Below are 15,480 nucleotides of genomic sequence, written 5' to 3'. Positions count from 1 at the left end.
GACCAAGAAAGGGATGGAGCAGTAACCATGTTGTTTAAAAAAATAGGAGTTATCGGCGGAGGTACAATGGGCCAAGGTATAGCAGAAATGCTTGCAGCCAAAGGCCTCGACGTCTTGCTCGTAGAACAAACCCCTGAGAAATTAGATCATTCAGTAGAAATGATTGAAACAGGACTCGATAAGAAATTAGAGAAGTGGGCTATCACCCAAGCAGAGAAGAAATTAATCTTGTCAAGAATCCATAAAACGACAAGTTATGAGGAACTTTCTGTTTGTGATTTGATCATAGAGACCATTACAGAAGATCTGGAAGAGAAAAAAGTTCTCTTTAGAAAACTGGAAGAAGTCATTGGTAACGATATTATTCTGACTAGTAATACTTCTACTCTTAGCTTAACTGAGCTTGCAGGTGCCACTAATTCTCCTGAACGTATGATCGGACTTCACTGGACACATCCGGTTTCCAGCATTGATATGGTTGAAATTATTCGTGGTCTTAAAACTTCTGATGAAACGTTCAATGCTACAAAACAGTTTGCAGAAGAAGTGCTTGGCAAAAAAGGGATCATGGTTTATGAGTCTCCTGGATTTGTTACTTCTCGTCTGATCTGCCTTCACATTAACGAGGCTCTTCATCTACTTGAAGAGGGAGTTGCTTCTGCAGAAGATATCGATGAAGCAGTACGTATTGGTTACAAATTCCAACATGGACCGCTTGAAATGGCGGATCGTTTCGGACTTGATTCTGTTCATGCAGCGCTTGATGGGATGTTCCGCGAGTTTGGTGAACTGAAGTATAGACCGTCTACTGTTCTGAAGAAAATGGTTCGCGCTGGACAACTCGGCGTAAAAACAGGAGAAGGCTTCTTCAAGTACGACAAGGATGGTGATCGAGTATGAAAATTTTAGTTATCAATTCAGGGAGTTCTTCTCTGAAATACCAAGTATATGACATGACGAATGAATCTGTTCTGGCAAAAGGACTTGTAGAACGGATTGGTATGGATTCTTCAATCTTGAATCACAAACCAACAGGTAAAGAAGAAGTTACAGAAGTAAGCGAAATTCTTGAGCACACAACTGCTATTCGTAAAGTGCTGGATAAATTGACTCATGAAGTTCACGGTGTAATGAGCTCGATTTCAGAAATCCAAGCAGTAGGTCACCGCGTAGTACACGGCGGGGAAGCTTTTAAAGAATCGGCTCTCGTAACGGATGAAGTAAAAGCTGAGATCCGTCGTCTGATCGACCTTGCACCGCTTCATAACCCAGCTGCGATGATGGGAATTAACGCAGCAGAGCTAAATATGCCGGGTATTCCGCAGGTTGTCGTATTTGATACTGCATTCCATCAAACGATGCCTGAACACGCATACCTGTATGCTATTCCACGTGTTCTTTATAACAAGTACAAAGTACGTCGTTATGGTGCACACGGTACTTCCCACGATTTTGTAAGTAAAGCAGCTGCTGAATTCCTTAATCGTCCGATCGAAGACCTGAAGATCATTACATGTCACGTAGGTAACGGGGGCAGCTTAACAGCAGTGAAGAATGGGGTTTCCGTTGATACTTCGATGGGTATGACTCCTCTTGAAGGTCTGATGATGGGAACACGCAGTGGTGATCTCGATCCAGCGATTGTACCTTATGTGATGAACAAAGAAGAACTTACGATTAACGAAGTAAATTCGATGCTTAATAAACATAGTGGACTGCTTGCCATCTCCGGTATCAGCAGCGACATGCGTGAGATTACAGAAGGAATGGAGAACGGTGAGCCAAACTCTACACTTGCTTTCAATATGTATGAGTACCGTCTTCGTAAATACATTGGTTCCTATGCTGCAGCGATGAACGGTGTTGATGTGATCGTCTTTACAGCAGGGGTTGGAGAGAATTCCGTTGTACTTCGCCAGCGTGTTCTTGAGCAGCTTACTTATCTTGGTGTTGAAGTAGACGAAGAGCTGAATAAAATCCGTTCTGGTGAACCGCGCCGTATCTCTTCAGCAAATTCTAAAGTAGAGGTTCTTGTGATTCCAACGAATGAAGAACTTGTGATTGCACGCGATACACATCGTATTGTAGGAGCAACTCAATAATTAATATTATATAAGCAGGGAGAGATCGGAATGAGCACGAAAAGTGACATTCGCAATGTCAGCAAGCACGTTGGAGAGACAGTAACGATCGGTGCTTGGATCAATAACAAGCGCTCCAGCGGTAAAATTCAATTTTTACAGCTTCGCGACGGTACAGGCTATATCCAGGGGGTTGTGGTGAAAAGTGAAGTTTCTGAAGAAATTTGGAACAACGCCAAAAGTCTTACCCAAGAAAGTTCACTTTATGTAACAGGGGTGGTTCGTGAAGAGCCGCGCAGCCAGTCTGGATATGAACTTACGGTAACAGGAATTGAAATTATTCATTTAACTGAAAATTATCCAATTACGCCGAAAGAACACGGTGTTGATTTCTTGATGGATCATCGCCACTTGTGGCTTCGTTCTAACAAACAGCGTGCAATTATGGTGATCCGTGCGGAAATTATCCGCGCAGTTCAGGAGTATTTTGATACCAATGGATTTACGATTGTAGATCCTCCGATCCTGACACCTTCTTCTGCTGAAGGAACAACCAACCTGTTCCACATCAAATACTTTGATGAGGATGCATACCTGACACAAAGCGGTCAGCTTTATATGGAAGCAGCTGCAATGGCTCTTGGTAAAGTGTATTCCTTTGGTCCTACTTTCCGTGCAGAAAAATCCAAAACTCGCCGTCACTTAATTGAATTCTGGATGATTGAACCGGAAATGGCATTTGTGGATCATGAAGAAAGCTTGCGTATTCAGGAAGAGTTCATTTCACATGTAGTACAGTCGGTAGTGAAAAACTGCCGTAAAGAGCTGGAAAGCATCGGCCGTGATATCTCCAAACTCGAGAATATCAAAGCTCCATTCCCGCGTATTACGTATGATGAGGCAATTACATTCCTGCAAGGAGAAGGTTTTGATATTCCGTGGGGTGAAGATTTTGGTGCTCCTCATGAAACAGCGATTGCCGAAAAATACGACAAACCTGTATTCATTACTCACTATCCAGCAGGAATTAAAGCTTTCTATATGAAACCAGATCCGAACCGTCCAGAAGTGGTATTATGTGCAGACATGATCGCACCGGAAGGATACGGCGAAATTATCGGCGGGTCCCAGCGTATTGACGATCCGAAACTGATGGAAGAGCGTTTTGAAGAACATAATCTTTCCCGTGAAGCTTATCAGTGGTACTTGGATCTTCGCACCTATGGATCTGTTCCTCACTCCGGATTTGGTCTTGGACTTGAACGTACAGTAGCTTGGATTTGCGGACTTGATCATGTACGTGAAACGATCCCATTCCCACGCACACTGTATCGTCTTTATCCGTAAGGATCGTAGGAGGTATGTTAATGAGCGAACCAGGTGAGGGTACATGGGTGAAAGGTATTGCTTACGGGATGTCTATGGGGAGTGTTCAGCTCCCTTATGCACTGCTCCGTTATTACACCCGGCTTGGTTTGTCAGATGGAGAGATGCTTCTAATTCAACATCTGATATCATTTCAACAGCTGGAAGGAAATGATTTTCCAACGCTGGAGGAATTGGCAGTTCGAATGAACATACCGCCGGAACAGGTTGCTCGTGGCTTGCAAAGGCTGATGAGAGATGGTTTTGTTAGTATAGACGAAGATTTGGATGAAGCGAGTGGCATACAATATGAGCGGTATAATGTGCTTGGATTATATGTAAAACTTGCGGAATGTCTTCAAGAAGAATCATCTGCTCCAGCGGTTGCTCGAAAATCAGCAGCATTACCTTATCAGCAGAATTCAAGACAAACGATGGAAGAAGTCGAAGAACGTAACATGTTTCGGATTTTTGAGAATGAGTTCGGCAGACCTCTATCTCCCATGGAATATGAAACGATCTCTGGCTGGATCGATCAGGATCGATACCCTGAAGAGTTGATATTGCTTGCTCTGAAGGAAGCTGTGTTTGCTGGGAAAGTACATTTCAGATATATTGATCGTATATTACTGGAATGGAGCCGCAATAGGGTTAAGACAACCGAGGATGTAAAAGCATACGCCGCCCGCTTCCGTAGTGGTGGACGTTAATTATATAGGTTAATATAAGGCACTCCTTTATAAGGGGTGCCTTTTTTCGCTCTTTTCGCGATAATAGAAATGAAAGGTTGATCGAATTCAGAAAATTTAATTATTTTATATGAAACTTGCAGGGATGCGCTTCGTTCATACGTCTATTTATATGGGGAAGGAGGAGAGAGACCATTGATGAAGCAAGATTGATTGAAGACATTGTTCAAGGAGATCATGCGAAATACCGTGAACTTATTAATCAATATAGTAAACATATTTTTCAAGTTACGTATTCTGTTCTTCATCATGTTCAGGATGCGGAGGATGCCGCACAGGAAGCTTTCGTTCAAATCTTTAAATCTCTCCCCCAGTACCGATCGGAAGGATTTAAGACTTGGATTACACGAATTGCACTAAATAAGGCGATTGATATGAAGAGAAAAGTGAGCCGAAGAGTGGTAACCGAGACGGGACATGAGAACGATGTAATACATATACCTGACCGGCAGGCGGATACGGTGTATCAATTGATTAAAAAAGAAAAGAAACAAGAACTGCTGAAAAAAATCAGAATGCTTCCTCCCAAGTATCGTGATATTATCATTCTTTATTACCTAAAAGAAAACAATTATGAGCAGATAGCGGAGGAATGCAGTATTGCTGTGAAAACCGTAGAATCCAGGTTATACCGAGCGAGAATATGGATAAGGCAGCATTGGAAGGAGGAAGAATGGCGTGAATAACCAAAATGAGGACCGCTTTACGGCTTATATCAAAGGGACACTAACCCAAGCGGAGAGAGAAGAGATAGATGAGCAGCTCCTTACTGATGAAGAAGCGCTCGCCTCCTATCTGATGTCTCTTCAGTTATTGAATCAAAACGAAGGTTTGGCTCATCAAAAAAACAACAAGACGTTTACTTTCCCGCAGATTCCTAATCAAAGAGAATTTACCAAGGAGATTATGAAACAGGTTGACTCTTCTGTGAGAAGTGAAAAAAGAAAGAAGAAATCGGGTAAGCTTCCGTGGCAGCATCTCCTCAGTCATAAAATGATTCACTATACGGTAGCTGCTTCGATAACGGTGATTTTTATATCTACAGGTGTATTTGACCGGTTAGCACCTGGAAATATATACAAGAGCGAGACCCTAGCAACAACAACTTATAGTGAGATTATGGTGAAAAAGGCGACTGGCTGGCTAGATACGTTAAAGCCTAAACCGTAATGAATAGATATACATTCGATTTAAGAAAGGAAGACAATGAGATGAATATACAGCAAGACAGGAGTAAACTGCTTGCCTTTTTACTTAACTTTGTGCCGGGGCTCGGACATTATTATTATAAGAGCCGGGTAAAGGGTTTTATCTATGGATTCCTATTTTTTGGAATAGTAGGATTGGCTTTTTTAGCTGCTCTCGGAAATGAAATGGAGTTTGCTCTAGTTTTGTTACTAGGGGCTGCCTTTCTATGGATGGTCAGTATGTTTAGTCTGGTTTTTAAACTGCTTCGTGCACCCGAACATTCTCCATATCCGCCGGGTTATCCTAACTATGTTCCAAATGCTGAGGCGTACGGGCAAATGGGACCCGCAGTAGATCCAAACTTAAACCCTAATGAGTCCTTTTACGGCATGCAGCACGATCAAGGACCTGGAATGGAACCTCCTTTTGGTTTTCCACCGCACGAAGGGTATGTGTATCCGAATCAGGGAAAAGGGAAAGAAAGCGAACGATTCTTTACGATTCTCTTATCGTTCGTACCAGGGCTCGGACACTTGCACATGGGACTATTGCAACGCGGATTATCCTTTCTAATCGGTTTCTTCGGACTCGCTATTATGCTGCTATTCGTGGCGGCTATTTCGGGGGAAGGAGTTATACTTCTTTTTTTGCTTCTACTGCCGGTGATGTGGCTGTACTGTATGTTTGACGCGGTTCAGCATGTACATCGCAAACAAGCGGGGGGAATCCTAGAAGATAAGACATTGTTCGAGCAGATTGAACATGGTCGCAGTCATGGAAAGCGGAGTAAAGTGATCGCTACGTTACTTGCGGTTTTCCCTGGGGCAGGTCAGATGTATCTGGGGCTTCAAAAAAGAGGTCTTCAGCTTATGGTGATATTTTTAGGGAGTATTTATATATTGGACTTGCTGAATTTGTCCCTCTTTCTCTTTCTAATACCAGTAATCTGGTTCTATAGTTTCTTTGACGGTCTTCAGCAGGTAAGCAAGTACGGCAGAGAGCCCTTATATGATAAACCGGTGGTTGAAGCGTGGACGCGTTATCAGCGGTGGATCGGTGCAGCACTATTATTCCTGGGTGTTTATTATATTTTGCTGAGACTGGTAGTTCCAGAGCTTGAGAGCCGCTTTGAGTCCTTACAGTTCTTTTACAGTCTTCAGTCTTATATGAACACGATCGTCGTATCATTGATCTTCATCGGGGGCGGTATAAAGCTGCTTTTCTCACCAAAACCGAAAGAGGATGAAGGGGAGCGTCTGCTCAGAGAGCTTGAGCGGGATATGGATCTATCTCCTTATCAAGACAGAGAGTTGTAGATTCTTACTGCTTATGAGAGAGATATGAAAGAGATATTAAAAAACCGTAGATTTGCCGAATTAGGCGTTTCTACGGTTTTTTCTATGCTTTATTTTTTAAGTAAAAGTCCGCGGTACATCACTTCAAATAAAAATTCAAACGCCTCAAGATGCTTTCTCGCTTCAAACGCGTTCTTTCCCCATACATAAATGCCGTGATTGCGAAGAAGAATCCCAGGAACTTTCTCTTGAAGCACACCAGGTACCAGCTCGGCAATGGAAGGAATATGCGCATAGTTAGGAAGAACAGGCACCTCAATAACAGCATTCTCTTCCCAGATATTAAAAGCTTTAATCAGTTCGATCCCTTGGATAGGTACATGACCTTGATCCCCGTAATATTCACTGATCAGGTTATTGAACACGGTATGTACATGAAAGACTGCCCCGCATCCAGTTAAGCGATAAATTTCGCAGTGAATTAATGTTTCCGCACTCGGTTTTAAGCTCGTTGTTTCGCAAGCTTTTCCATCCTTATCTACAAAGAGGAAGTCTTCGGGTGTGCGAGCTGCTTTATCTTTACCGCTGGCGGTAACTGCAAAATGGAACTGTTCAGCATCAAAATCTCCAACACGCATGGAAAGATTTCCGCTGGTGCCGGGAAACCAGCCTCTTTTTGCAAAGTCATCTTTTACATCGGCTAGTTCGGAGAGAACACGGTTTTTTTCTTCTGTGGTGATATCTGAAAAAGTCATTTTACTGCCTCCTGAGCGCGTTTCGATTGTAAGTCTTTTAAAATATCGAAGAAAGTAGTAAACGGTACGTGAGGAACCTGCAGTTCTTCACATTTCTTCGTTAAGATCGAACGAGAATACACTAGGTCAGCAATTTTAGCACCTTGGAAGTCGGTGAGACTGTCACCGATGAGTATACGTTCATAAGAATTAGGATCGAAATTACGCATAATAGTTGCTTTACACATTCCACAATCATTCGTACATGGGGCTTTACAAGGATGAGGCCACAGGATCTGAATATGATCTCCCGTAAAATCAGCACGGTTACAATAAACATGATCCTTTGGAATTCCAAATGGAGCAAGCAGGGGATCAATAAAGAAATCCATTCCGCCGCTCGTTACATAAAACTCGATACCTTCTTTACGTACATAGCTAAGGAACTCGGCAAAGCCATCCCTAATTCCTGCTTGCCCAAGAACAAACTCGATCACTTCATTCTTTTGCTTAGAAGGAATGAGACCGAACAGTGCGCTTACCCCTTGCTGTAAAGAAATTTTCTGATCGACTATATCTTTCATAATCGGCTCATAACCGGCAGGCTGAAAATGCTTCATGATGGCTACGATATTATCGGATAGCGTAATCGTTCCGTCAAAATCGCAGAATATGACTGTTTTTTTACTCACTTATTTTTCTCCTCCCCAAAGCTGCAGGGCACTTGCAAGTTCAGGATGGGCAGAAGCATAGTCTGAAAGTGAAATCCCTTGCTGTGCTGCTTCAATAGCTTGAACAAATGCACGTCCTCCGGCTTCTGTACCCATCGGATGACCGTGAATTCCACCGCCTGCATTAACAATGACATCCGTACCGAAATCTTGTAAGATCAGCGGAACAAGCCCAGGATGGATGCCCGCAGACGGTACAGGCATACTTTGTTTTACTGGCAGTGCTGAGGTTAACAGCTGCTCTTTAATTCCCATATTTTCTTCCCGCGGCATCGTTACTGAACCGTAAGGTGAAGGGAAAAGGACAAGATCTGCCCCCGCAAGACGCATGAGCTGACCCAGCAGGACGGAAGCAGAGATACCGTGATAAGGAGAAGGATAATAGGCACCGGCAAGGGCTGGATGGGCCATGATCGGTACTGTAATCTCTGGATCTTTACTCAGTTCGTGCAGGACGTCATACCCGTAAGATAGTACATTAAAGAGAAGAGCGTTAGCACCTGCGTCAATCGCTTTTCGAGCTTGCTCATGTAGACGGGAAGTCGGACCGGTGAGATTCGTCGCATAAAGTAACTTTTTCCCGGTTTCTTTACTTGCTTCTTCCGCAGCCCGAATACATACTTCTACTCGTTTTTCAATGGGAGTCAGTTCATTCTCAAAAAGAATTTCATCATCTTTAATTAAATCTACACCGCCAAGTGCCTGGCGCAAGAATTGTTCGCGCAGTTCAGAAGCATTGAGACCGATAACGGATTTAAAAATACTCATCAAAAGCGGACGATTCGGTACACCTAGAAGATCCCGTACGCCTTGTATACCAAACTTTGGACCAGGGAAATGGGAGGCAAAAGCATCAGAGAAACCAAGCTGCATGAGCTTAATTTTGCCGTCCATTGATATTTTTCCAAATACGGTAACGAGCAGTGCCGGAATGTCCTTGCTGAAGTTAATATCGGGATAAGCGATCGTTACATCTCCGTAGCGTTCTCCGGACTTCGCATTTTCAGGTTCATGGACCTTAACTTCAAGCACTTGTCCTAAATGTAATTTCATTGCGTCTCTTTTTGCTTCCGGTAATTCTGTCCAGCTTCCCACCGTCATACCAACGGCAATGGACTCTGCTTTTTTGTGGAAATTCGCTTTATCATCGTAAATCCGGTACGTTGCTGTACAATAACTCAATTGATTTCCTCCTTCAAGGCATTACCCATTTCGCGTGAACGTTCTGCACAGCGATCCACCGCAGCAATGACAGTCTCTTTGAAATGGCCTTTAGCTAACACGCCAATAGCCGCCTCCGTTGATCCATTAGGGGAAGTTACTTTTTTGCGTAAATCTTGCGGACTTTCACCGGTTTGCTGCACCATTCGAGCCGCACCAAGTACCGTCTGAACCGTTAAATCACGAGCTTGCTCTGAAGTAAGTCCGCCCCTTACACCAGCTTCGATCAAAGCTTCCATCATGTAATAGATGTAGGCAGGCCCGCTTCCCGAGATTCCAGTTAAGGTTTCTATTGTAGATTCATCGACGATCGTGACAATGCCTACGGCTTCAAATAAAGTACGGACTAACTGTTGCTCTTCATCACTAACTTCTTCTGAAAAAGCGATTCCGGTTGCACCAAGTCCAATTGTACTGGACGTATTTGGCATCGTGCGAACAACCGGATGTTTTTTGCCTAGAAGCGTCTGCATTGTTTCTATGGTCATTCCGGCTATAACCGACACCACGAGTTGTCCTGGGGATAGAAGCGGACCTAGATAACGGAGGGCTTCCGCTGCATCTTTGGGTTTCATCGAGAGGACAATGACATCGGTCGTTTGCAGCACATCTTCTTTGGCAACCGTTTCACGTGCCGTAATGACTCCATATTTATTTTCAAGTTCCTGAAGTCGTTCTTTATTGCTGCGGTTCATCATGGTGATGGAGGAAGGAGAGAGTACACCCCTTGATATGAGCCCTCTTGCAATGGCTTCTGCCATGGACCCAGCTCCGTAAAAAGCTACTTTTTTCTGAATGAGTGTACGAATTCCGCTCATAGATCTAATTCCTCCTGACCCACTGTAATTTTATTGTCTGATTTGTCCAGTTCCGTAAATACGATATTTTGTTGAGGTTAGTGCAGGAAGACCCATAGGTCCGCGCGCATGCAGTTTTTGCGTGCTAATTCCGATTTCTGCACCATAACCAAATTCAAAACCATCCGTAAAACGTGTTGATGCATTGTGATAGACTGCTGCTGCGTCTACCTGTTGCATGAACTTCGCCGCGGTAGCCTCATCCTCAGTGACAATACACTCGGAGTGCATCGTACTATACTGTGCGATATGACCCAGCGCTTCCCCTAGATCATTAACGATCCGCACATTAAGTACATAATCGTTATATTCCGTACTGTAATCAGCCAAAGTAGCGGGTACAGCCCATGGAACAAGCTTAACAAAGGAAGGGCAACCGCGAAGCTCAACAGAAGAGTTTTGAAATGCTTCCGCCAGCTTTACAATTTTCTCATTTCCATAATCCTTATGAATTAAAAGTGTCTCCATCGAGTTGCATACTGATGGACGTTGCACTTTTGCATTAAGAGCAATATCGGTAGCCATTTGCTCATCAGCGTCCGCTGCAATATAGGTATGGCAGATTCCAGCACCCGTTTCAATAACAGGAACCGTCGCATTTTCAACTACATTTTGAATGAGAGAGGCGCCGCCTCGTGGAATAATGACATCAAGCAGACCTTTGCATTTTAACATTTCATTTACTGAAGCACGATTTGAATCTTCAATCAGCTGGATCGCTTCAGATGGAACCGGAGTAGATTTGAGCGCCTGTTTTAATACTTCTACGATCTTTTGGTTTGATGAAAGAGCAGAGGAGCCGCCCCGCAGCACCACAGCATTTCCCGTCTTGAGGCTTAGTCCAATTGCATCTACCGTAACATTGGGTCTTGCTTCGTAAATGATTCCAATCAGTCCAAGCGGAACGCGTTCCTTTTCGATGCGAAGACCATTAGGGCGATGAATGACTTCGAGAATGTCTCCAATAGGATCATTCAGCTCAGCAATCTGCCGAAGTCCTTCTGAAATACTGTGAATCCGTTCTTCATTTAGGCTGAGGCGATCAAGCATAGCAGCAGGAGTACCGTTTTCCTCACCACGTGCAAGATCGAGCTTGTTGGCTTCAATTATAGAAGACTGCTCCTGAATCAGTGCATCTGCCATGACAAGAAGGGCTGCGTTTTTAACGTCAGAGGATAGACTTGCTAGTATTGCGGTCGTTTCCTTAGCCTCTAATGCTTTTGTTTGTACTTCACTCATTGAAATTCACTCCTTTAGGTAATTTTAAGTAGAAAAAGTTTATGGGAACATTCATCCGTTATTTCAGTGTAATCCATTCATCTCGATGAACCACTTCCAAACGACTCATGTTTCCTTCAAGTTTTTTGAGAACTTCCTGACTTGAAAGTCCTCTAATCATGCGCAGTTGTTCTTCATCGTAATTTACGATACCGCGTCCGATGATATCACCTGTTACATTAATAACTTCGATGACATCACCGGCTTGGAAATGACCTTGGACTTCTTGTACCCCTACAGGGAGCAGGCTGTGACCGTCGTGAAGCAATGCCTTTTCTGCTCCTAGGTCGACCTGTACAGAGCCGAGTGGGGATGACATGAATCCAAGCCACTGTTTTTTACGAGGCAGAGAATTTAGGCGTGTATCAAAATAGGTACCTTTTCCTCTATCATAAAAAGCTGCTTTCATGTCCCCCTGTTCCAGGACACGCCCTACAAAGACGGGGACTCCGCCTCTAGTAGCAACCTTGGCTGCATCAACTTTGGAACGCATACCGCCTGTTCCGACGGCAGAACCGCTTCCGCCAGCAATCGCATAGATTTCATCCGTAATTTCATCAATTCGGTCATATTTGACTGCATCGGCCTGTTTCCGGGGGTCAGCAGTATATAGTCCATCGGTATCCGTTAAAATGAGGAGCTTACTCGCTTTAATAAATCCAGCTACAAGCGCTGACAGCATATCGTTATCCCCGAATTTCAGCTCGTCAACAGATACTGTATCATTTTCGTTGATGATAGGGATCACTCGCTGTTTTAACAGCTCATCAATCGTCATGATGGCATTTCCCATCCGTTTGCGGTTTAGGAAATCGGTTCTTGTCAGCAGGATTTGTGCTGTCTTGATTTCATGACCCGCAAAAGCTTGTTGATATGCTTGCATAAGAAGAGCCTGCCCTACAGCCGCAGCCGCTTGTTTTTCATGAAGCAGCTTGGGCCGGGATGTGTATCCAATGTGACCGAATCCAGCAGCGACTGCTCCAGAAGTGACAAGAAGAACTTCATGGCCTTCGGCGTGGAGTGCAGCAATCTCAGCTGCGAAGAATGCAACGGCTTCTTTATGTAATGAGCCTGTGTCGGTGGTTAAAGAACTGCTTCCAATTTTAATAACAATGCGAGAAGACACGCCTGTATTCACTTCCTTTTTAACTGAATGAATTTCATGATTTATTTAATGAATTTGAAAATAAATATACTCTTCATTGATGCAACGGCAGATAGTATGAAAGTGGTTCTTTTAGAAAAACAAAAAAACTTTCGTCCTTGTAATGCAAAGGACGAAAGTTAAATCTTCCGCGGTACCACCTTTGTTGATGATCTAGATCATCCAACTCGTAGACCTTATAACGTTAAGGGAAACGTCCTGTTTTCTTAGTTAGGCCGCTCAGGGGTAGGTTTCAGAAATGTCCGTGGTAAATTCTTTCAGCCTCTGGAATTTACTCTCTGAACACGGAGGAGGTTTCTTACTGGTCCCGTCAACACGTTTGCGATTTTAAATTACAGATAGGATACCACGGAAGATAGACCGTTGCAAAGAGAAATAAGCGTAGATTTTGTAGTATTCCTAAAACAACCCGAGCTTTCCGATTCGTCTCGCTGCTTCCCGCAGTCTTTCTTCATCACTCAGCAGTCCTACGCGGACGTATCCTTCCCCGTGATGTCCAAAACCAATGCCTGGTGCTACAGCTACTTTTGCCTCTCGAAGCAGAAGGTCAGCGAACGAAGCGGAAGTATAGCCTTTAGGCACAGGAAGCCAGCTAAAAAAGGAACCGCCTGGTTTTTTAGCGTTGTACCCTATATTTTCGAGTTCACTATATAGCGCATTTCGCCGAGATTCATAGCGGGCCACAAGCTCAGTTACACAATGCTGAGAAGAAGTCAGTGCCGTCTGCGCGGCTGCCTGAATGCCTCCGAATAAGCTTACATACATATGGTCTTGTAGTTGATTAATAAGTTTAATAATCTCAGCATTTCCGAGAGCAAAACCAACTCTCCATCCTGCCATATTATAGGTTTTGGATAAAGTGTAGAATTCAACGCCTACTTCTTTGGCTCCGGGTGTCTCTAAAAAACTGATAGGACGATGTCCGTCAAAACCAATAGCGCCATAGGCAAAATCACTTGCAACAACAATACCATGCTTAGCCGCGAATTCTACCGTATCTTCATAGAAAGAGCTTGGAGCAATGGCAGCTGTCGGGTTATTCGGATAATTGAGAAACATCAGTTTTGCTTTATTGGCATCTTGCTCTGAAATCGCACTGTAATCAGGTAGGAAGTCATTAGACGCAAGCAGCGGCATAAATGACATTTCTGCCTTGGCAAGAGCGACTCCGGACCAGTAATCAGGATAACCAGGGTCGGGGACGAGACACACATCCCCGGGATTAAGTAGAACTTGTGGAAGTTCTACAAGCCCTGTTTTTCCTCCAAACAAAATGGCTACTTCCGTTTCAGGATCGAGCTGAACACCATAATCCTCTTTATAACGGTGAGCAATCGCTTCTTTTAGAAAGGGAAAGCCGCTAAATGGTGAATATTTATGATAAAGCGGATTATCCGCTGCTTCTTGCAAGGAAGATACGATATGCTTTGGAGTAGGTCTATCGGGATTTCCTTGTCCCAGATTAATGACATCATGTCCTGCCATGATCTCACGGTTTACATCCTGAACAAGCGTAGCAAAAAACTGAGTAGGCAGATGATTCATAATCTCAGCAGGTTCGATCGTAAATCTGGACTTTGCAGGCTGAACATGAGAAGAGTTCATTTCATCACTCCGGTTTCATCATAGTAAAAAGTATTATAAATCTATCATGATTTTTCCTAGCTGTATAGATGGAATTCGCATAGATGACTTGTATGATTTGGAAGAAAACGTCTATGATAGGATGAACTTATTTTATATGAATCTGGTTGAAGTGTAAAAGGAGAATAGATGATGACAAACTTGAATCGTGAGATTAGTGATGTATCGGAAAAAGCGGAAAATTCATCCGTTCAGATTGTACTGCTTCAGAGTGATATTCAGATTGGAAAGCCAGATGTTAACCGTAAACATATGCAGGAGCTTATAGAGCAGGCGATGAAGAAGAGTCCGAATACGGATATCATTGTACTGCCTGAGATGTGGAACACAGGATATGCACTTACAGAGATTCATGAACTGGCTGACGAGCATGGAAAGAGGGAACGAGAGTGGCTGCAAGAATATGCTGCTCGATATAAAGTGAATATTGTGGCAGGTTCTATTTCTGAAATCGTGGATGGAAAGATTTATAACAGTATGTACGTATTTAATAAAGAAGGAAAAGAAGTAGCACGTTATGCAAAAATGCACTTATTTAGGCTTATGGATGAAGAGAAGTACCTTGCATCCGGAGAAGAGCCGATTACTTTCAGTTTTGACGGTAACTGGACTGCCGGAGCTTCGATTTGCTATGACATCCGTTTTCCTGAACTTGGAAGGACGCTTGCCTTAGCTGGGGCAAAGGTGTTATTTGTGCCGGCGGAATGGCCGCATCCACGTTTGCATCACTGGCGAACCTTACTTATGGCCAGAGCAATTGAGAATCAGATGTATGTGGTATCCTGCAATCGTGTTGGCGTTAGTAAAGATACGTCTTTTTTTGGACACTCCATGATCATTGACCCGTGGGGGGAAATTGTAACTGAAGGTGGAGATCAAGAGGAGATTCTTACGGGTACGATTGATCCGGCCCTGGTAGACGAAGTACGTGGAAGAATTCCGGTTTTTGAAGATCGCAGACCAAACCTTTATTTTTCTTAAAAAAGTGGAATGAATTGTTTCAAACCCTAGGTAGAAGGTTAATAGATAATATCCCGTCACCAAAAGGAGATGATCACCATGGATGACCGTAAGGCTAACCATTTGGAAGAGAAACTCAGGCGACAAGTTCACAAGTATGTGAGGGATGACAGAGAAAGACCTTTTCTAGAAAGCAGAGACGGAGATTTATC

The 15,480-nt window shown here is 43.6% G+C and carries 15 protein-coding genes and 1 other annotated feature; of the genes, 8 read left to right on the top strand and 7 right to left on the bottom strand.

Annotated elements, in window-relative coordinates; genetic code table 11:
* The first annotated feature begins 27 nt into the window (after positions 1-27).
* The 7 genes from KJS58_RS00385 (at position 28) to KJS58_RS00355 (ending at position 6,699) form a co-directional block, all read left to right on the top strand.
* Complete coding sequence (locus tag KJS58_RS00385; RefSeq protein ID WP_213529516.1) at positions 28-900, top strand: 3-hydroxyacyl-CoA dehydrogenase family protein; 873 nt, start codon at positions 28-30, stop codon at positions 898-900.
* Complete coding sequence (locus tag KJS58_RS00380; RefSeq protein WP_213529514.1) at positions 897-2,102, top strand: acetate/propionate family kinase; 1,206 nt, start codon at positions 897-899, stop codon at positions 2,100-2,102. Before KJS58_RS00385 ends, KJS58_RS00380 begins: the two co-directional genes overlap by 4 nt.
* 30 nt (positions 2,103-2,132) lie before the next feature.
* The gene (gene asnS, locus KJS58_RS00375) at positions 2,133-3,428 is read left to right on the top strand and encodes an asparagine--tRNA ligase (protein WP_213529513.1); all 1,296 of its coding nucleotides are present in this window, start codon (positions 2,133-2,135) and stop codon (positions 3,426-3,428) included.
* Positions 3,429-3,448: 20 nt separating this feature from the next.
* Positions 3,449-4,156, top strand: coding sequence for a DnaD domain-containing protein (locus KJS58_RS00370; RefSeq protein ID WP_213529512.1), 708 nt, complete (start codon positions 3,449-3,451; stop codon positions 4,154-4,156).
* 188 nt (positions 4,157-4,344) lie between these two features.
* Positions 4,345-4,881 (top strand): RNA polymerase sigma factor, encoded by a 537-nt coding sequence (locus KJS58_RS00365; protein WP_249716826.1) that lies wholly within the window; start codon positions 4,345-4,347, stop codon positions 4,879-4,881.
* The gene (locus KJS58_RS00360) at positions 4,874-5,365 is read left to right on the top strand and encodes an anti-sigma factor (RefSeq protein ID WP_213529511.1); all 492 of its coding nucleotides are present in this window, start codon (positions 4,874-4,876) and stop codon (positions 5,363-5,365) included. Before KJS58_RS00365 ends, KJS58_RS00360 begins: the two co-directional genes overlap by 8 nt.
* A gap of 41 nt (positions 5,366-5,406) precedes the next feature.
* Positions 5,407-6,699 (top strand): multi-tm2 domain protein, encoded by a 1,293-nt coding sequence (locus KJS58_RS00355; protein ID WP_249716824.1) that lies wholly within the window; start codon positions 5,407-5,409, stop codon positions 6,697-6,699.
* Positions 6,700-6,788: 89 nt separating this feature from the next.
* On the opposite strand, the gene KJS58_RS00350 is transcribed toward KJS58_RS00355, so the two are convergent.
* From KJS58_RS00350 to KJS58_RS00320, 7 genes are all read right to left on the bottom strand, one after another.
* The gene (locus KJS58_RS00350) at positions 6,789-7,433 is read right to left on the bottom strand and encodes a methylthioribulose 1-phosphate dehydratase (RefSeq protein WP_213529510.1); all 645 of its coding nucleotides are present in this window, start codon (positions 7,431-7,433) and stop codon (positions 6,789-6,791) included.
* Positions 7,430-8,104 carry a 2-hydroxy-3-keto-5-methylthiopentenyl-1-phosphate phosphatase gene (locus KJS58_RS00345; RefSeq protein ID WP_213529509.1) on the bottom strand — a complete coding sequence of 225 codons (675 nt, stop codon included), beginning with the start codon at positions 8,102-8,104 and terminating at the stop codon, positions 7,430-7,432. The genes KJS58_RS00350 and KJS58_RS00345 overlap by 4 nt, the downstream gene beginning before the upstream one ends.
* Positions 8,105-9,325 carry a 2,3-diketo-5-methylthiopentyl-1-phosphate enolase gene (locus KJS58_RS00340; protein ID WP_213529507.1) on the bottom strand — a complete coding sequence of 407 codons (1,221 nt, stop codon included), beginning with the start codon at positions 9,323-9,325 and terminating at the stop codon, positions 8,105-8,107.
* Complete coding sequence (proC, locus tag KJS58_RS00335; RefSeq protein WP_213529505.1) at positions 9,322-10,182, bottom strand: pyrroline-5-carboxylate reductase; 861 nt, start codon at positions 10,180-10,182, stop codon at positions 9,322-9,324. The genes KJS58_RS00340 and proC overlap by 4 nt, the downstream gene beginning before the upstream one ends.
* A 30-nt stretch (positions 10,183-10,212) precedes the next feature.
* The gene (locus tag KJS58_RS00330) at positions 10,213-11,460 is read right to left on the bottom strand and encodes a glutamate-5-semialdehyde dehydrogenase (RefSeq protein WP_213529503.1); all 1,248 of its coding nucleotides are present in this window, start codon (positions 11,458-11,460) and stop codon (positions 10,213-10,215) included.
* Positions 11,461-11,518: 58 nt separating this feature from the next.
* The gene (proB, locus tag KJS58_RS00325) at positions 11,519-12,625 is read right to left on the bottom strand and encodes a glutamate 5-kinase (protein ID WP_213530222.1); all 1,107 of its coding nucleotides are present in this window, start codon (positions 12,623-12,625) and stop codon (positions 11,519-11,521) included.
* A 144-nt stretch (positions 12,626-12,769) separates the two neighbouring features.
* Positions 12,770-12,987 (bottom strand) — a binding site (T-box leader).
* Between the two features lie 76 nt (positions 12,988-13,063).
* Positions 13,064-14,269, bottom strand: a complete 1,206-nt coding sequence (locus KJS58_RS00320; RefSeq protein WP_213529501.1) for a pyridoxal phosphate-dependent aminotransferase — start codon at positions 14,267-14,269, stop codon at positions 13,064-13,066.
* A gap of 171 nt (positions 14,270-14,440) precedes the next feature.
* On the opposite strand from KJS58_RS00320, the gene KJS58_RS00315 reads away from it, so the two are divergent.
* A complete protein-coding gene (locus KJS58_RS00315) occupies positions 14,441-15,289 on the top strand; it encodes a carbon-nitrogen family hydrolase (protein ID WP_213529500.1) in 849 nt (282 codons plus the stop codon).
* Positions 15,290-15,480: the final 191 nt, after the last annotated feature.

The organism is Paenibacillus sp. J45TS6 (genome assembly GCF_018403285.1).
Lineage (GTDB): Bacteria > Bacillota > Bacilli > Paenibacillales > Paenibacillaceae > Paenibacillus.
This window is presented reverse-complemented; position numbering and strand designations above follow the sequence as displayed.